Source organism: Rudanella paleaurantiibacter, from assembly GCF_009184635.1.
In the GTDB taxonomy this organism is placed as follows: Bacteria; Bacteroidota; Bacteroidia; order Cytophagales; family Spirosomataceae; genus Rudanella; species Rudanella paleaurantiibacter.
Window position 1 is genome coordinate 133,072 of record NZ_WELI01000010.1, and the last position, 18,105, is coordinate 151,176.

The window sequence follows — 18,105 nt, forward strand, 5'->3', positions numbered from 1 at the left end:
AGGGGTAAGTGACTGATAAACAGTAGGGTAATTGTTTTGGTATGATATTTATATATACCCTTAGTACATTCTAACATTCAAACTATCATGGGAAACATACTGTACACCATTGCGGTGATTTGCATCATCCTCTGGCTCATCGGATTCTTAGGTTTTGGTGGCTTTGGCCTTGGTAACCTGATTCACGTTCTGCTCGTTATCGCAGTCGTTGTAATTTTGCTTCGGATTATTCGAGGGAATTCGCCGGTGTAAGATAAACGGAAAAGACACAAGCGGTCGAGGGGAGCAAGTAACTGATGTATCAGTTACTTGCTCCCCTCGACCGTTTTTAATCAATTGGCATTAAACCAGCTTCCAGCCTTCGCGGTATTCACGTTTTACAAACTGGTTGGCATCGTCGAAGTTCGTTACCTTCATGTTCACGCCATCCCACATCAGGCGCTTACGGCCGGGGTAGTCGAAATTGCGGCTGTTGGCGCGCGGGGTGCGCAGCGTGTAGCTCCGAATGGCAAGGTTACCCATCAGTACCGACTCGGTGAGCGGGCCGGCAAAATCGAACGACGAGTGCAGAGCTTTGTGCTCCTTGCTGTTGAAACCAGCCTTACAAGCCTCGGTCCACAAAATTTGGTGGCCGTTTTCGGGCAGTTTGGTTACACTTTCTGGTTTCGGGTCGCCCACGTATTTCTGACCGCTCTTGGTGTACAGACGGGGATCGTTGCCGTACAGACCGCAGACAAGCAGGCCTTTGTCGCCGATCATCAACATGCCATTTTCGCCGTTTTCGGGCATCGGCTCGCCCTCCGGTAGCCATTCGGGCCGGAACGGACGAATACCACCATCGGACCAGGTCATCCGAACGTCCTGCTTGTTTTTGGCCGTTGCCGGAAACTTCAGCTCCACGTGCGACGACGGTGGGCAGCCTTCGGGAATGTACTCGGGTGTCCAGTCTTTAAGGAACACCGAACCAATGCTGGCTTCCACTTCCGTGGGGTAGCCCAGGCGGAGTACCCGGAACGGTACATCCATGATGTGACAGCCAATGTCGCCGAGGGCACCTGCCCCGAAGTTCCACCAACCCCGCCATTTGAAGGGGTGGTAGGCTGGCGTATAGCCTACTTTCTGGGCGGGTCCGAGCCAGGTATCCCAGTCGAGGTCGGCGGGGACTTCGCCAGCCGGTGGCGGTACCGGAATTCCCTGTGGCCATACTGGGCGGTTGGTCCAGAGGTGTACGGTATGCACCTTACCGAGCAGCCCTTTGTCGAACCAGGCTACCATTTGCTCCTGCTGCGGGTTTGAGGCACCCTGATTGCCCATCTGCGTCACCACCTTGTATTTGCGGGCGGCTTCGGTCAGCATCCGGGCTTCGTAGATATTATGAGTGAGCGGCTTCTGCACGTACACGTGCTTCCCCAGCTGCATAGCGGCCATGGCCACAACAGCGTGGGTGTGGTCGGCAGTCGAAACCGTAACGGCATCGATGTTTTTGGCTTCCTTCTCCAGCATCTGGCGGAAGTCCTTGTAGCGCGTAGCCTTGTCGTGCTTCTTAAACTGAGCCTGCACCTGTTCGCGGCTCCAGTCGACATCGCAGAGGGCTACCAGGTTGTTGGCTCCGTTGTTAAACGAATTGTTGGTGTCCGAAAAGCCTTTGCCAGCGATTCCGACGCCAGCAATGTTCAGCTTGTCGCTGGGGGCAATGAACCCCTTGCCCAGCACATGGCGGGGTACGATAAAGAAGCTACTCGCTGCGGCCAGTGCCCCGGTTTGCAGGAACTGACGCCGTGAGGGGCTCGTTGACTGTTCTGACTGATCCATGAATCAGGTGGAAATGTGGTTGATAGTTGCGCGCGTGACTGCCCCTTAGCAGTCGGCTAAATTAGAAAGGGTCGCTCCCCTGCATTTTACCCGCAACCGACTGAAAATTCGTCGGCCGACTTAACCACCAGAAACCTGCCGTCGAGAGGGTACAGGCGCCAGCGGCTACCCACCACAACGTAACAAACCCCGCCGACCCGGCTATCTGGGCACCCAGCAACGGGCTGATGAGCTGCGAAATGGCCCAGGCCATAGAATACAAAGCCATGTACTGGCCCCGATTCTGGGCATTTGACCGGGTAACGGCCAGCGTTTGCATGAACGGCATAGCCAGCATCTCACCAAAGGTCATGAGCAGGATGGTGATGAGCGCCAGGCCCGGCCAGGTGCTCAACGTAAGCACGGCATAGGCCAGTCCGGTAAGCCCCACGCCAAGGGCAATGATCATGAGTTTGGAGCGGGCATCGGGCAGGCGTTTTTCGAGGGTAAATACCAGCGCCATCTCGACCGCTACAATCAGTAGCCCGTTCAGGCTCATGAGCAGGCCAATCTGGGCTTCGCGGAGGTGAAGTACCTGCTTGAAGTACAGCGGCAAGAGACTGAACATCAGTATAAACGCGCAAACAAAGAGCAACGTCAGGCCCATAACACGCAGAAAATACCCGTCGCGGTAGGCCGATTGCACGGGTTCTGAGCGTGATGGTGGGGTAGCATGGGTACTTTCGGCGGAGATCGGTTCGGGTGAAGCAGGTGCTTTTTGCGCGCGGGGCAGGGTCAGGTATAAAACCACGGCGGCCAGAATGCACGTCAGGCCGTCGGCCCAGAAAAGCAGGCTGTAGTCGATGCCGGCCAGGAAACCACCCAGGCCGCCCCCCACGGCCCAGCCGAGGTTGATAGCCAGCCGGTTGAGCGAAAACGCCCGGGTCCGGTTGGCTTCGTCGCTGTAATGGGCGATGGCCGCCGAGTTGGCCGGCCGAAAGGTGTCGCCAAGGAGCGTGAAGCAAAAAGCCGCCCCACACATAGCCGTAAAGTCGGTGACAAACTGAAAGCCCAGCAGAAAGACCCCACCAAAAAAGAGACTGTACAACTGCACAGGAGCAAACCCAAAGCGGTCGGTCAGGCGACCGCCGAGGTAAACGCCCACAATGGCTCCGCAGCCGTACAAGGCCATCACTACGCCCGTTTGAGCTACAGTGTAATGCAGCTTTTGGGTCAGGTAAAGACTCAGGTAGGGGAGTACCATGGTGCCGCACCGGTTGATGAGCATCACCCCCGACAAAAGCCAAACCGAAGGCGACAGACCCTGGTACGCATTTCGGTAGAGTTGAATGACCCGGTTACTCATTCACGAAAATTTTCTTGTCGGTGATGAGCGGGCGGTGTTCATCCAGAAACGCCTTGAAAAGCCGGATTTCTTCCAGTTGCCGGTCAATCGGGGTAGTTAGGGCGTAGCTTTCCACGTACACATCCTGAAAATCAGTAATCACGTACTCCATGAGCCGAATCCCTTTCTTTTTGAGGGCGTGCAGGTACAGATTCTGATGGTTGTGCACGTACCGGTCTTTCTGGTAGGAGGAGGTCGTTTTCAGGTCGACGGCTTTGAATTTGCCGATCAGGTCTACGTAGCCGTAAAACAGTACGTCGTCAATTTCCCACTGGCAATACACCTGCACATCCACAATAGGCCGGGGGAGTAGCTTGCGTACGTTGGCCAGAATCGCCGGGTCGAACCGCTCTTCGTCTGTCCCCTTAATCACGGCTTCTTCAAACGAACTGCCCCGTTCCTGAGCGGCTGTGGTGGGCCTGGGCACGCGGTTGATGGTGGCCAGTACATCGGCCTCGCTCACCGGGCCGCCGTGCAGGTAGCGCGAAAAAACGTTGAGCAGCGTGGGGTAGAAGCGGTAACGAATCATGCCTAATTTTTGACGACAAATACGACTCCGGCAATGATGAGGGCCACCCCAACCAGCCGCCAGATATTGGCCGGGTGCGACTGAAATCCGAGTAACCCGTAGTGGTCGAGAATAACGGCGGCAATGAGCTGTCCGGCCACACTCAGACTCAGCAGGTTGGCGGGCCCTATTTTCGAGACGCTGATAATCACCGTGGTCACATAACAGGCACCAATGACGCCACCGGTCCATTTCCACCAGTTAATCTGCCGAAGTTCGTCGGCGGTGGGGGTTGGGTTGCCCGAAAACAGGTGAACGGCCACCAGCGCAAAAAAGCCCGTTCCGAACGAAATGAGGGCGGCCAGTACGGGGTTACTCAGGGCGTGCCGAAGCGAGGAGTTGACCCCCGACTGTACGCTGATGCCAACGCCCGTCAGAACGGCCAGAATAAAAAACAGATACTGCATGCAGAGAAGGCAAAACGATTCAACCGCAAAAATAGCGGTTGCCCCCGGCATCCGGGTTACCGGCGGCTCTTTTTCATCTCCTGTTGCCGCATATACATCCCGTCGATGGTGCTAAAGAGTTGTTTGAGCGTAAACGGCGACGACTGACGGAGCTTTACCCCGCCATCTTTCCCGATTAGCAACGCCTGAAAGCCCGTTTCGGGTACGTCGAGTGTGCGGGAGAGGTAGGCCCGGTCGGTGGCCGAGAGGTTGTCGGCAGTTAGCTCCCGAACCAAAAGGTCACGTTCATCGAGGCCGGGCCGGTCGGCGCTGAACAGTTGACGTTGCTGCCGGAGTTCGGGCGTGTTGGCGGAGGGTGCGTACAGAAGCACGATCCGGTTTTTCCACTGGCGTTCGGCGAGCCACTGCCGGAGGGTTGGTTCGGCAGGTTGGGCGTCAATCGGTAAAAGGAGCATAGACAGCAGCAATAATTGGCGCATAGACGTAGCAGTTTGGTCTCTGACTAACACGCCCAGCGGCTAACTGTTTCGCCTGTCGAGAGCGCGAATCTGATCGAGGTATTCGGTAGGTAACAAGACCCGTTGTACCACCGACCGCAGCCCGAGGCCGTTCAGGATTCGGTACAGGCCAATGGTTTGGGCTAGTACTGGTTTCTGGGGCAGGGGCAGTCGTTCGCTTACGGCCTTAGGCACCAGCAGTGCCTGCGCCTGTAGCAGTAGATTGTATCGCCAACTGCCCAATTGTTCGCGGTAGCGGGTAAAAAGCCGGTCGGTAAAGTCGCTATGAGCCAGGTCGCGGTCGAGGTGCTGTTGCCGGTCGCGTTGCCAGTCGGTGTAGTTTGTGGGGAGGTCGGCCACGCCCATACCCGCACCTACCGCCCGGAATACGGTAAACAGTTCATTTTGCTCGTGGGGTAGCAGGGGCCGGTGCAGCAGGGTATAGGCCCGCTCCGAATAGTCGATGAGCATGTAGAGAACATCGCGGTAGGCCCAGTCGGGAATGGCGTACCCGCGTTGCCGTTCAACCCCGCCGTGAATTGCACCCATGCGGTGAACGGCCTGCTGTGCCCGGTCTTCGGGGGCGAACACGATTTCCTGCGCGTACCGAACGGTAGAAAAAAGCCGGGCAATAGGGTCGGCAGGGAGCTTACCGGTGAAAAACAGCCAGTCGACCGCCTTATTGAGGGCAAATTCGGCCGCTGAGCCGGCAAATACGAGCAGAATTACGTCGGCATCGCCCCAAATACGCCGGACAATCGAATCGGGTTTGACGAAATACGTCGTCGTCATAGTTACGGGTTGGGATTTGTTGTTTACAGTTTCAAAACCACAAATTCAACGCGCCGGTTCTTCTTTTTGTTGTCTTCTGAATCGTTAGGAGCCACAGGTCGGGCGTCGCCGTAGCCTTTGGGAATAAGCCGATTAGCGGTAATGCCCCGCGTTACCAGATAGTTGGTGATGACCCGCGCCCGGTTTTCCGACAGGGCCTGATTGAGCCGACGGTCGCCTACGTTATCAGTATGCCCCGCAATTTCAATTGTGAGACTCGGGTTGGTTCGGAGGGTTTTGAGCAGTTTGTCGAGTTGCGCGCCTGATTCGGGCCGGAGTACGTAGCTGCTCTGGTCAAAATACACATTATCGAGCCGAATGGACTGATTCACTTTCAGGTCTGTAAATACCGTATCAATCCGCTCCATGACGGCAATATGCTCGTAGGTGCCGCAGGTATCGCACGACACCAGCAAGACTTCTTCGGTTTTGTAGTAGCCTTTCACATCGGTTTTGACCACGAGCGTATCGGTCCGGGTAAGGACAAACCGAAAGGGTTGCCCCGGCTTACTGCTCCCTTTGAACGACTTTTTGGCCAGCACCGCCTGTATATCGTACTGCGCACTGATGTCGGCCTGCGTTTTTTCGTCGATCGCTCGCACTGTAAAGTCAACGGGATTCGCTGTTATGGTGCTTTGGGTCGCTCCCGATACGGCCGACTGCGGTACGTCGGTACGTTTGACGGTTACGTTCTGGGCCACCAATCGGGCGTGGGTGAGCAAAATCAGAACGCTCAACAGACTAATCAGAACAAGGCTACGGCGGTACAGACAAGGCACGATGAAAGAGAGTTGGTAACAGTTACTTCGTCTCACAAAGACTGTACCAGCCTCACCTTACCGCTCTAATTGGCGGGATGTATGTTTCTGGTTTATTGTTTTTGGTTTAACGTGAGTCATGGATAGTTGCTGACGCCAGGGCCTTCGACAGGCTCAGGCTGACGGGTAACTCGCAAATTTGTGGTCAGCCCGGACCGCGTGCGGTTGAGCCTGTCGAAGGCCCTGGCGTCAGCAACTATTTACATAAAACACAATGGGCATTTACCATAACTCACGTTGGTTTATTGTTGTTGAGGTTTCGGTCTATGCTATTTCTCGGAACTTACGTTGAGGGAAGCAACCACTGACATGGTCTTTGACCACTGTCAGGGTTTGGTCGGGCCACCGGTGTGATTGTACACACCCTGACAGTGGTCAAAGACCCTGTCAGTGGTGTAGCGAATACAGATTAAGGTTGTAAGCCGAATACAGATTCAACGCGAAAGCCCATTCTGAATCACGACGGGTCAGGTCAGGTTAGGCTCGGGGCCACGAAAACGGTCTTTCTGGTCAACAGGTGGCAGTTTGACCGGTCGGCCTTCGCGCGCCGACTGGTAAATGGCCTCCATAATCTGCTGATCTTGCAAGCCTTCCTGTCCGGGCGTGTACGGATCTTTATCTTTCAGAATACAGTCCGAAAAGTGGTCCATTTCGGTAGCAAACTGATTTTTGGGTGTAATGCTCACGTTTTCCTGCCGCACAATTGGGCCATCGGCGCGGGAGGTGGTTAGTTTCTGGCCTTCATAGGCGTAGGCATTGCCGAGCTCGTACCAGCCGCGTTCGGTCATAACCCGGTACTGCCGGGCGTCGTGCACATTGTAATGGGTAGCACAGTTGGCAATTACGCCACTCGGAAACTTCATCTGCCACGAACAGACTTCTTCCACCTCCTTAAACAACGGATTGGCAGGGTCGCTGGCGGTGTAGGCAAATACTTCGGTGGGTTCTTCGCCCAGAATAAACCGGGTCGTGTTGAGGCAGTACAACCCAATGTCGGGTAGGGCACCGCCCCCGGCCAACGCTTTGATGTGTCGCCAATGATTGGGATTGGCCGACGACTGGCAGTTGTAGGCATCTACAAACTTGGGCTTACCGAATTCATTTTTTTGAAGTTGCTCGCGCACGTACCGGTTGTACGGCTCGTACTGAATCCGGTAGGCAATCATCAGTTTTCGGTTCGCTTTCTGGCACGCATCGATCATGGCCCGGCACTCGGCCGAGGAATTGGCCATTGGTTTTTCGCAGAGAATGTGCTTACCCGCCTGCGCCCCCCGAATGGTGTACTCGGCGTGCATGGAGTTGGGCAGTACAATGTAGATGACCTGCACCTCAGGGTTATCTTTGAGCTTATCGTAGGTGTCGTAGCTGTAGCAACTTTCGGGTTTGATGCCGTACTGCCGGGCCACTTTCTGGAGCTTTTCGGGGTTACCGCTCACGAGCGCCACAGGCTTCGATTTTTTGCAGGCTCCAAAGGCGGGCAGCAGCTCCTCTAAAGTCAGGTGCCCTAAGCCCACTAAGGCATAGCCAACCCGCTCGTCGTTGGGTAAGGGAGTAGGAACAGGGCCCGACTGCCGGTCGGCATCCGATTTCCAGGCTTCCAGCTCAATAGGGGTATCGGATTGGGCGGGTACGTTGGCCGGTGGGGAATAGGGTGGGGAACTGGGCACCTGCTGACCCGTTGGTGCTTTGTAGGTGCCCGAGGTAGGCACCGGGTATGTAGGCGACTGCCCCTGAGTCTGGCAGGAAGCCACCATCCCTGTAGCTACCCCGGCCGCGACCGCACTGCCAGCCGCCTGTAAAAAGCTTTTTCGGCTGATGAGCCCGTCGGGGCCCGGCATCGCCAGCTCGGCCCGGCCCTTCATGAATTTGTCCAGTAACGACATACTACCTCCTGTTTTGTTCAGGGGGTAAACCCGTCGTCTGAAGATTTTTCCGTAAAATCTACTTAAATGGTAGAATTTTATCCTGTCATCCATTAAAAACCATAAACCCAAAACCTAACGACCTGCCGCCCGAAGGTAGGCCCCAATGGCCCGAATGGTGGGGGCGGCATCGTGCGGCATGGCGTTTATTTTGCGCCACAGGTCGTGCCGGGCATCGTCGGAGAGGTACCAGCCGAGGGGTAGTGGAACACCCGTGTGCCGGTCGAGCGAAATCTGGTAAAAGGCTGTTTGGGGCGTGTATCGGGCCAGCATATTACGAGTCTGCCCCGCCACCGAGGCCGATTTGCGCTGGTTGGCATTCATCGAGGCCTCAATGGGCATGACCACGTCGATAAATGTATCAGACACCCGAATGTCGTGGTCGAGCATGGAGTTTTGCAGGTACAGCAGCACCGGCACCACCCGAAACCGGGCGTCGGGTTGTCGGTTGTGGGTTTCGATGGTGGGCGTTATTGCCGCCAGAACCGAGAGAGCCGTTTCGAGGCCCGTATTATCCCAATACCCCCCGTCGACTACGTGCCCAAACGCCCGTCCGTCAGGCCGGGTTATTAGGCCTCCACCCGTGAGCCACGGAAACCGGGCCGTGAGCGAAGCGGCTGTTTTAGCGGGCATGTCGCGCCGGGTAATGCCGTAAATATCAATCACATCGCGGAAGTACGTGCTGTCGATGCGTAGGTTGCTCAGAATACATTTTTGCCCGCTTTCGGTCAGTACACTGTTCAGAAACAGACTCGGCGTGTGGAGCGGATCGGCCCGAAAGGGATCCATAAAGGGCTTTTCGAGGGTTTCCAGCCGCAGGTGTTTCTGGTACGATAGGCTCCAGGCATCTTCGAGCCAGTTGCTGCGGTTCAGTTGCTGCACCGCAACAGGCAGCATCCGCTGAAACGATTCGTGAAAAATAAGCGGCCCCAGCACTGGCGAAAGAAAATCCTCACCGATGGCCTGTTGAAATCGGCTTGTTTTTAGTTGGGGGTGGGTACGCCGGTCGTGCTGAAACGTAGCGTATAAGGCAGCTCCGGCCCCTCCGCCCGACACGCCACTGATGGCGAAGGTCTGCTGCCGAAACGCCGGAAAGAGCGAATCGAGCTTGTGAAGTACCCCCGCCGTCCAGTTCAGGCTTCGGATGCCGCCCCCCTCGGTGGCCACAATGAAAACCGGCAGGGTATCGCCCGGCCAATCTGCTCGGGCCTGTAGCCACCGGTCGAAATGGACCGGTACAGTTGGGCGGGCAGCCACTAACGCACTCGGCCGGGTATCGGTAAAGCGGATCTCGGTATGATCGTTGAAAAAGCTGCAAAAGATGATCCAGAGAAGCGTCAAGAGCAGAACCGGGCGGGTAGGGCGGTTCCAGTACGTAAGCACCGATACGAGTGGGGTAAGCCACACGAACCCGATGAGCAGTACCCCCAACGGCCCAAGCTTGCGGTAAATCATCCAGTCGGCGGGGATAAACATAATGGCCATCCACAAAAACCAGTTGCCCACCAGAAAGGCATAAATTAGCCGGGTAGGGTTGTTAGACGCCAGCCACACGTTGTGCCAGTGCCGCCGATCGGGGTAGTACAGATACGGATCGAACCGAATGCCGGGCAGCAGTTTGCGAAGCAAGGCCCGGTGGTATAAAAACCAGACGCCCAACCCCAGCGCAAGCACAACGAACCAGATCACGTAAACCGGTTGTACATTCTCGGCCCGGGCAAACGCCATCGCAATCAGAATGGGGGGCAGTACCCCCAGCAACATCGGTATTATCCGAATAAATACCGTGAGCCGTTCGCGCTCACGTTCGGACTCCTGCTGCGGAAACCGCCGGAACGTAGCCAGCAGTTTGGGGCCGCGCACATCGGCCAGGGTCAGGAGAGTCCGCCCACAGAACCAGATGCTCAGCCCCCAGATAGCGGTGTAAAGCGTGGCAATTCGGAACGGGCGGTTGGTGAAAAAATTGGGGTCACTGGCGTTGAGTGACCGGAATATATCGTCGATCTGCGGGCCACTGGTGAGGCTCAGGTAAGCCACCAGCAGCAGCAACAGGTGCATCAGCACATGCCGGAGTACCGCCCACGAATAAATGAGAAAGTACTGAAAGCTAAGCAGTATATGACGAACTCGACGGAGCAATGGATAGCTGGTTTACAAGGTGTGAATGGGGAAATGTAAGCACAAGGGAGCGAAATTCATCCTACTCGCTTCCTTTCTGGTGCAGGACAAGTTTTTTACGGCAGGCTTACCAAAATAGTTTTGGGACCGCCCGGCGGCCCGGAGGATTACAGGATAAACCGGATTTTCTCCGACCAGAATGAATCCTGTTTATCCTGTAATCCTGTCCGAAACGTGTCCTACTCGCTTCCTGCCTGCTTTGGGCCTTCTTCTTTCTCTCGTTTCCATTCTTTCTTTAGTAAGGCCAACAACCGAGGTAATTGACTGTTGATGTAAGCCCGGTCGGTTTCGGTCCAGTGCCGGGGTTGCCCAAACATACAGGGTTGCAGAATTCCCCAGAGCGTATCGCCCTCAACCACGTGGGCATGCACAAGCGCCCGGTGCCCGAAGGTCTGGGCCTCAAACTCGCGATTGAGTACAGTAGCGGGCGCTGTCTCTACATCGTCGACGTACACAGAGGGCTGGGCGAGTAGGGCCGCCCGGAACAACGGATCAATATCGGGCAGGGTGCGGGCATCCTCTTCCCACTCCGCCCGAATAGCGTCGGGGATGCTATCATTACGTCGCCAGCAGTAGGCAATGCGGCCCAAACCCTGTTCGGGTTTGCGGATGTGCAGAAAACAGCGGTCGGCGTTCAGACGTTGCCCAACGTCGGTGACGATTTGCTGTAGCTGGTGGGCCGTGTCCGAAGGGGGCTGAGACATACAAAATGGCAGGTTAGTGTGATGAAGCCGACAACCCGCGTTCTTGCTGTATTGGTACGAAGCAGGCAGCCTAGTACCGACGGCCTTTCCATTCCACCTGACCCGGCCAACTGTAATACAGCAGCAACAGCAGGCCGGCTATGGTTTGGTAAGGCTCGTAGAGTAGCACATAAGGCCAATAGCGCGTTTGTCGTAACCGAATTAACCCATCACCCAAAAGAAGTGTTTGGGTAACTACTTTGGCGGTGTATAAACCGAGCGCGAGGGCCGGAAACCAAAACGCCAGAATCAGCAGCAGGGGCGCGAGTAGGTACTGACCGAGGGTGGTGAGACGTAACAAAAAAGGAAGGTCGAAAACGCCCTGCATCCAGCGTTTGCGTTGCCGAAAATAAGCCCCGATTGAGGGAGGTGGCAGTGTCCAGACGAGCGTTTCGGGACCCATGAGTTGCCGGAAACCATACCCCTGCCGCACAATCGATTGAAACAGGGTGTAATCTTCAACCACCGAAAACGGTTGCCCCTCGAAGCCCCCCACGGCCGTGTAAGCCTCGTTTCGAATGGCCATATTGTTGCCCGCGCCAGTGAGGGCCACGCCCATTTGGGCTGCTAACGCCAGTAGCCTGAACACCAGTACCGACTCAACGGCCTGCAATTTTGCCCCAACCGAGTGGCCCGATACGAGCGTACACCCGTTGACAATACCCATCGGCTGCCCATCGGTCTGCTGCCCAAACGGAGCCAGCATGGCCCGTAGCCAGCCGGGCGGCACGCGGGCATCGGCATCGGTCGTGAAGAGGTACTCGCCCGTGGCAGCGTGGGCCAGTTGTGCCAGTACATTGGCTTTCCCGTTGAGACCGGGTCTCGCCTGACCGGGTCTCGCCTGACCGGGTCTCGCCTGACCGGGCAACTGTTCAGTAATAGTAAGGAGGCTGAACTGGGGCTTGCCTTGAATAAAGTCGCGCACGACCGCACCGGTGCGGTCGGTAGAGCCGTCGTTGCCAATCAGTACCTGTAAGCGGTGGGTAGGGTAATCGAGCCCCTCTACCGACCGGAGGCAGTCCAGAATAGTCGATTCTTCGTTGCGGGCTGCAATCAGCACCGTTACCCTGGGTAATTCGTCGGTTGGTAGCTCACTCATACACCGACAAAACGGGCTGCGGCAAGGCCCTGAATTCGTACCCGCGCATGGCAAAATACCGTAACATTCGGGGCAGGGCGTACCGCATATTCGGGAATGCCTTGATGCTGTCGTGGAAGACGACAATCGAACCTGGTTCGGTGTATTGGAGGGTTTTGCGCAAACAAACCTCCGGCGAAAGACTTTGGTCGAAATCGCCCGACAGCACATCCCACATCACAACGGCGTATTGTTCGAGCACTTCGGCCGCCTGACTTTTCTTGATACGACCATAAGGCGGTCGGAATAAGGCCGTTTCGATGCGCATCTGATCGCGGCAACGGTCTATGTTGTCCAGGTATTCATCGTCGTCGGTTTTCCAACCGTTCAGGTGGTTAAACGTGTGGTTGCCAATCAGATGCCCGGCTTCAATGACCTGGTAAAATACGTTGCGGTGTTTGCGTACGTTATCGCCAATGCAGAAAAACGTGGCCTGAGCCGCAAATTTGTCTAATTGTTCGAGCACAAATTCCGTCACATCCGGTATAGGCCCATCGTCGAACGTCAGGTAGATAACCGGCTCGGAAGGGTCCATGCGCCACCAGAATTCCGGGTAAACCGAACGGAGTAGAAAATTGGATTTATGCAGGAACAAAGTTGTATGTTGATTAGTGGAGTGTCTGGATTCAGATGAGTTGATAGACGGTTTGGTCCGGTAGTCTGCGGGTAAAGAACGAAAAACTAAGCACCTAAAAACGAATTACTTTAGCGATCGACCTTTCCAGGTAAACCCTTTTTGCTGAGCGGCCAGCCCGAACAATAAGACGTAAAAGGGATAAACAAGCTGCGTAGCCGGTATCCACCAAACTGCCTGAGGTTTTTGCAGAAAACGAAGGATTGCCCGCAAAAATATAAACTCTGGTATAGTTTTTAATCCAATGATTAGTAGAACTGTGGGCCATACAATTGCGCCAGCTGTACCCCCCAGTACGGCAAGAACTGGGGCCGCGTTGCTTACAAATACAAAAACCGCCAGGGCTGAGGGGTGCCAGCTTTCATAAGCCCGCCATTTACTCGCCCAGCGCTTGCGTTGCTGATAAAAAGCCGCCCATGAGCTGTGCGGAGCCGTTTGCACAATGGCCCCCCGGTTTTTTACAAACTGAACCCCGCCCGGATACCGTCGGGCAATCTTGTGCATGAGCAACTCATCGTCGCCCGAAGCCACATGGTCGATGCCCGCAAACCCGTTGACTTCCTCAAAAACTCGTTTTTCGTAACAAAGGTTGGCCCCGTTGCACATAGTTGGGTTATTTAGGGCCAATGTGGCCGCCCCGGACCCAATCAAACTCGAAAATTCAACGGTTTGCAACTGCCCAAACACCCTGTTTGCAGATGATCTCTCGTTTGGAGAGATGTCATCTGTCCAGCCTGGTTTCATAGAGCTATCCGTAAATGTGACCGGCCCGGTCATCATGCGGGGGTGGTGCTGGCGGTAGTACGCAGCAAAACTCCGCACCCAATCGGGGCCAACCCGGCAGTCGCCGTCGGTAGTCAGGATCAGTTCGCCCTGGGCAATACGAATGCTTTCGGCAATGGCCCGTTTTTTGGGAGCACCGGTTTTCTCGTTGGGCAGGGGGAGTAAGTGAAGCGTATAGGGCAGGTCGTTCAGGAGCGCCTGCACCACTGCTACGGTAGTATCGGTCGAGGAGTCGTCGGCCACGATGACTTCAAACCGGGTGTAGGTTTGCCGGGCCAGATCGGCCAGCAGATGGGGGAGGTTGTCCGCTTCGTTACGCACCGGAATCACGACCGAAATAAGCGGCCCGTCGGTTGTCGGGGTTGTTTGGGCGTAGGGAATACGTCGCCAGCCCCACCAGAGAATAAGGGTCATGAGGGCGTACAGGGCGCTGATGATGAGCAGGATAGTTGAAATCATGGAGTATGGGTGCCTGCCAGGCGGATTCGCCAAACGCTCACCAGCCCGACCAGCACCGGAGCCAGTACGTTAACCACCCAGAGCGTAAGCGTAGCGGCTACCAGCAGAGGGGCGGGTACATCATACGGGGCAAATACCCACAGGGCTGCAGCCTCACGTACACCCAGATCACTCAGCCAGTTGAAAGCCGGCGTGATGGTTTTCACCAGAAACACCAGCCCGATACCCGCCAGCAGATCCGTCGTGGGCAACGATAAGCCGTAGAGGTGCAGAACAAGCAGAAATTGAATGGAGAAGATCAGGTAACGGCCGGTGGCGGCTCCAAAAGCGGTCAGTAGCTCACGGCCGGTGTACTGTGCCGCTACCGACCAGTACGCGCGAAACCGGTTCAACAGGGGCACTCGCCCCGACCACCGAAGCAATGCGGGCCGTATGTTGGCCAGCAGTACGCCCAGCCCAACCAGCGCCCACAGGCCAAGGGCCAGGGTCCGGGCCGCGCTGCCGTCACGTTGGGGCACCCGGTCGAGGTAGAGTGTCCAGGCGGGGGCACCCAGACAAATGGCGACGTAAAACTGCATGCCGCCCGATACCAGGGCCGCCCCGATGGAGTCGGCCCGACGGGTTGATTGGAGGGAGAGCACCCGCCCGGCGGTATCGCCTATGCCGGTTGGTATTGCCATGCTCAGGGCCAGCCCGGCCAGTACGCCCCGGTACGCATCGGCGAATGAAATGGGCTCCACCCGACGGACGAGGCCCTGCCATTTGAGGGCTTCGAAGCCCCAGTTGACGGGCGTAAGCAGCAGGAGCAGGCTTACCCAAAGGGCAGGGTTGGGGGCCTGAGCCCACGCCCGCCGAATAACACCCAGGTCGGTGGGTTGGCGGGTAAGGGTGTAGGCGATGTAGGCAATCAGGCCGGATAAAACGGCCATTTTGAGCCCAAACGCGATTTTTTTGTCTTCTAAACGCATCAAAGCGGTTCCGAAAGCGTTACCTTGCACACATGGCTTTACCAACTGCACACAATACGGAAAAAATTATCCTTGGCGTTGATCCCGGTACGCAGGTAGCGGGCTACGGCGTTATTGCGGTGCAAAACGGGGGTGTCATGCGGCTGTTGCAATACGGCGTGGTTCAACTGAGCAAATATACAACCTACCAGCTGAAGCTTCAGAAACTGCACGAAACCATGATCCGGCTTATCGATCAGCACAAGCCCGACGAAATGGCCATCGAAGACCCCTTTTTCGGGAAAAACGTGCAGTCGATGCTCAAGCTAGGCCGGGCGCAGGGCGTTGTCATGGCGGCTGCTCTGTCGCGTAATATTCCGATTGTTGAGTATGCCCCGCGTCGGGTAAAACTATCGGTTACGGGCAACGGCAATGCCTCAAAAGAGCAGGTTTCGCAAATGGTGTCGCACTTGCTCAAGGCGGACCTTGACCCGCAGTTTTTCGATGCCACCGACGCGCTGGGTATTGCCATCTGCCACCATTTCCACGCCAACGCTCAGCCGGTAGTATCGAATAAAAAAACCAAAAAAGGGGCCTGGGGCGCGTTTGTCAGCGAGAATAACGATCGGATTCTGTAAACGTCAACGCCATAGCGACACTGTCGACAAAGCTCCCGTCGCGGTTGCGGGTTTTGTGCCGGTAAATACCTTCGCGCTCAAAGCCAAGGCTTTCGTATAGCCGCAACGACGCTTCGTTGGTAGCCCGTGCTTCCAGCTCAACCCGCCTGATTGCAGGAAACACCCGCCGTACATCGCGCAAAAACTGGCTAAATAAAGCCTTACCCACCCCTTTGCCCTGATGCCGGGGATGCACCACAACCGTCAGGCCGGTCAGAATATGGTCAAAAATGCGTAACCTGTACCGCTCTCCATGAATTTCGCCCATTAATTCACCCAACTTGTCGGTAACGACCCGTTGCAGGCCTACGGGCGGGCGCAGGTCGAGCAACGACGCAATGTAGACATCGGTGATTTCGTCGGGCATACGGGCAATGCCGTTGGGGTCTTCGGCAACGGCCCGGTGTAGGGCGAGCAGGGCAGCCTGATCGGCTGGCGTGGCAGGGCGGATAGTCATGCGTGGTAAACGGAGTAAGCACAAAATAACACCTTCTTATATCGGTGTTGAAAAGTTTTCCGTCTGCATTGGGGGTAACGTCCAAAAAAATCGTCTTCACGTTATACGTCCTTCAGCCTGCCTATGCCTTTTTCTACCTCTTCTGAAAATGCTTCCTCGCCAGCTGGGCCACCCGCACCTGGTTTGGGACAGCAACCGGATGTGAGCCGGGCGGGTACCGACCCCGACTTTTTTGTTCGGCAGGCGTTTGCCAAAGACCCGACGCAGGGTTGCGCGTTGCTGTTTCGGCAGTACTACCGCGATTTGTGCAGCCATGCCGTGCGGTTCGTGTACGGGCGCGACGTGGCCGAGGATATCGTCGGGGAAGTGTTTCTGACGTTCTGGCGTACCCGTGCGTACGAAAACATAACCAGCAGTTACCGGGCTTATCTCTTCCGGGCCGTGCGCAACCGGGCTATCGACTATCTGCGTGCCGAATTTGGCCCCATTGAGTCGTTGCCCGACTCGCTCGACGAGCTGACCGCCACCACAGGTTACGATCAGCCCGACCGGATCATTTTTCTCGATGAGCTGGTGCAACAGATTGGGGCGGCCGTGCAAACGCTACCCCCACAGGCACAGCGCGTGTTTATGATGAGCCGGTTTGAAGGTAAAAGTCAGGCCGACATTGCTGCCGAACTGCAACTCACGCCCAAGACCGTCGAAAATCACCTGACCCGCGCCCTTGGGCGGCTGCGTAAAGCCCTCCGGGGCGAGTGGCTTGTGCTGATACTGGCGTACGGCCCCGGTCTTTATCTGCTTTCACGTTATTTCACACCCACCAATGGATAACCCGATTCAGCCCGAACTGCTTCAGACCTACCTCGATGGGCGGGCTACTCCATTGCAGAAGCAACTGATCCGAACGTGGTTACTCGACCCGGCCAATCAGGAAATATTTTACGCGCAGTTGCAGCGCCGGGAGCAACAACAGCCCCAACTCGTGGTCGACGATACCGAAGCCTATGCCCGGTTTGTGACCCAGCTCGCCCAAACGGCCGAGGCCCAACCCGCGACTCCGGTGCGTGTGCGCCGGTGGCCACGCCTGTTCATGGGGGTAGCGGCCTCGCTCGGCCTGGCGGGTTTAGCCGGGTTGCTAACGCTTACGGAGCCGTACTGGAATACGCGAACCATTGCCACTGAGTACGGCGAAATTCGGTCGGTGGTGTTGCCCGACGGTAGCCGGGTGACGCTCAACGCCAACTCTGCGCTCCAGCTGCCCCGCTTCGGGTTTGGTCGCTCGACCCGGCAGGTGAGCCTGCGCGGTGAAGCCGAATTTGCTGTAGTACATACCCCCGATGCCCAGCGGTTTGTGGTGACCGGGGCCGATGGGGTCGAGGTGGTGGTGCTCGGAACCGAGTTTGTGATGAACACCCGCCGGGGCACCCGCGTGGTTCTCAACCGGGGTAAGGTTCAGCTCCGTTACGGCAGGCAGCAGCGCCCGCAAACCCTCACGATGCTCCCCGGCGAGTGGGTGCGGGTACGGCCCGGCACGGCGTTGCAGCGTGGGCGTAGTGCCGACCCGGTGCCTACCGAACCTGCCTGGAAACTGTTTCGCTACGATTTTCGGCAGACCCCCCTGCCCGAAGTGGCTCAGCTAATGGAAGATAACTTCGGCCTGCGGGTGACTCTTGCCCCTGAACTTGCCGACCGGAAACTGAGCGGGCAATTCCACGCCCGCACTGCCGACGATATTCTGACGGCCCTCACCGAACTGTTTGATGTGCGGGTAACCCAAACCGAAAAAGCCGTGCGGATAGAGCCCGCTTTTGCCGATAATGATAGTACCGAATAGAAGAATCCTTACTAGA

General features: G+C 56.4%; 19 protein-coding genes. 4 read left to right on the forward strand and 15 right to left on the reverse strand.

Features of this window, described 5'->3' with window-relative positions:
• Positions 1-87: 87 nt before the first annotated feature.
• Positions 88-252, forward strand: coding sequence for a lmo0937 family membrane protein (locus F5984_RS21265; protein WP_019986810.1), 165 nt, complete (start codon positions 88-90; stop codon positions 250-252).
• Positions 253-342: 90 nt separating this feature from the next.
• On the opposite strand, the gene F5984_RS21270 is transcribed toward F5984_RS21265, so the two are convergent.
• The 14 genes from F5984_RS21270 to F5984_RS21335 form a co-directional block, all read right to left on the reverse strand.
• Positions 343-1,812, reverse strand: coding sequence for a Gfo/Idh/MocA family protein (locus F5984_RS21270; RefSeq protein WP_152126232.1), 1,470 nt, complete (start codon positions 1,810-1,812; stop codon positions 343-345).
• A gap of 61 nt (positions 1,813-1,873) precedes the next feature.
• Positions 1,874-3,157, reverse strand: coding sequence for an MDR family MFS transporter (locus tag F5984_RS21275; RefSeq protein ID WP_152126233.1), 1,284 nt, complete (start codon positions 3,155-3,157; stop codon positions 1,874-1,876).
• Complete coding sequence (locus F5984_RS21280; protein WP_152126234.1) at positions 3,150-3,725, reverse strand: PD-(D/E)XK nuclease family protein; 576 nt, start codon at positions 3,723-3,725, stop codon at positions 3,150-3,152. Before F5984_RS21280 ends, F5984_RS21275 begins: the two co-directional genes overlap by 8 nt.
• Before the next feature lie 2 nt (positions 3,726-3,727).
• Positions 3,728-4,171, reverse strand: a complete 444-nt coding sequence (locus F5984_RS21285) for a DMT family transporter (RefSeq protein WP_185155604.1) — start codon at positions 4,169-4,171, stop codon at positions 3,728-3,730.
• Between the two features lie 56 nt (positions 4,172-4,227).
• Positions 4,228-4,650 carry a DUF4174 domain-containing protein gene (locus F5984_RS21290; RefSeq protein ID WP_152126236.1) on the reverse strand — a complete coding sequence of 141 codons (423 nt, stop codon included), beginning with the start codon at positions 4,648-4,650 and terminating at the stop codon, positions 4,228-4,230.
• A 39-nt stretch (positions 4,651-4,689) separates the two neighbouring features.
• Complete coding sequence (locus F5984_RS21295; protein ID WP_152126237.1) at positions 4,690-5,460, reverse strand: oxygenase MpaB family protein; 771 nt, start codon at positions 5,458-5,460, stop codon at positions 4,690-4,692.
• Between the two features lie 23 nt (positions 5,461-5,483).
• Entirely contained in the window at positions 5,484-6,278 is a 795-nt protein-coding gene (locus tag F5984_RS21300; protein WP_246169227.1) for an OmpA family protein, read from the reverse strand.
• A 506-nt stretch (positions 6,279-6,784) separates the two neighbouring features.
• Entirely contained in the window at positions 6,785-8,200 is a 1,416-nt protein-coding gene (locus tag F5984_RS21305) for a Gfo/Idh/MocA family protein (protein WP_246169230.1), read from the reverse strand.
• Between the two features lie 114 nt (positions 8,201-8,314).
• Positions 8,315-10,378, reverse strand: coding sequence for a patatin-like phospholipase family protein (locus F5984_RS21310; protein WP_152126238.1), 2,064 nt, complete (start codon positions 10,376-10,378; stop codon positions 8,315-8,317).
• 218 nt (positions 10,379-10,596) lie between these two features.
• A complete protein-coding gene (locus tag F5984_RS21315) occupies positions 10,597-11,121 on the reverse strand; it encodes a GAF domain-containing protein (protein ID WP_152126239.1) in 525 nt (174 codons plus the stop codon).
• A 70-nt stretch (positions 11,122-11,191) separates the two neighbouring features.
• A complete protein-coding gene (locus F5984_RS21320; RefSeq protein ID WP_152126240.1) occupies positions 11,192-12,259 on the reverse strand; it encodes a glycosyltransferase in 1,068 nt (355 codons plus the stop codon).
• Entirely contained in the window at positions 12,252-12,833 is a 582-nt protein-coding gene (locus tag F5984_RS21325; protein WP_246169247.1) for a polysaccharide deacetylase family protein, read from the reverse strand. Before F5984_RS21325 ends, F5984_RS21320 begins: the two co-directional genes overlap by 8 nt.
• A gap of 165 nt (positions 12,834-12,998) precedes the next feature.
• The gene (locus F5984_RS21330; RefSeq protein ID WP_185155605.1) at positions 12,999-14,174 is read right to left on the reverse strand and encodes a glycosyltransferase; all 1,176 of its coding nucleotides are present in this window, start codon (positions 14,172-14,174) and stop codon (positions 12,999-13,001) included.
• Positions 14,171-15,142 carry a lysylphosphatidylglycerol synthase domain-containing protein gene (locus F5984_RS21335; RefSeq protein ID WP_152126327.1) on the reverse strand — a complete coding sequence of 324 codons (972 nt, stop codon included), beginning with the start codon at positions 15,140-15,142 and terminating at the stop codon, positions 14,171-14,173. The genes F5984_RS21330 and F5984_RS21335 overlap by 4 nt, the downstream gene beginning before the upstream one ends.
• A 32-nt stretch (positions 15,143-15,174) precedes the next feature.
• Between F5984_RS21335 and ruvC the strand changes: the two genes are divergently transcribed.
• The gene (ruvC, locus tag F5984_RS21340; protein WP_152126242.1) at positions 15,175-15,759 is read left to right on the forward strand and encodes a crossover junction endodeoxyribonuclease RuvC; all 585 of its coding nucleotides are present in this window, start codon (positions 15,175-15,177) and stop codon (positions 15,757-15,759) included.
• Here ruvC and F5984_RS21345 read toward each other — a convergent pair.
• Entirely contained in the window at positions 15,731-16,255 is a 525-nt protein-coding gene (locus tag F5984_RS21345) for a GNAT family N-acetyltransferase (RefSeq protein WP_152126243.1), read from the reverse strand. The two genes, ruvC and F5984_RS21345, sit on opposite strands and share 29 nt — an antisense overlap.
• Before the next feature lie 123 nt (positions 16,256-16,378).
• Between F5984_RS21345 and F5984_RS21350 the strand changes: the two genes are divergently transcribed.
• Positions 16,379-17,086 (forward strand): RNA polymerase sigma-70 factor, encoded by a 708-nt coding sequence (locus F5984_RS21350; RefSeq protein ID WP_152126244.1) that lies wholly within the window; start codon positions 16,379-16,381, stop codon positions 17,084-17,086.
• On the forward strand, positions 17,079-18,089 hold the full coding sequence (locus F5984_RS21355) for a FecR family protein (protein ID WP_152126245.1): 1,011 nt from the start codon (positions 17,079-17,081) through the stop codon (positions 18,087-18,089). The genes F5984_RS21350 and F5984_RS21355 overlap by 8 nt, the downstream gene beginning before the upstream one ends.
• Positions 18,090-18,105 lie beyond the last annotated feature (16 nt).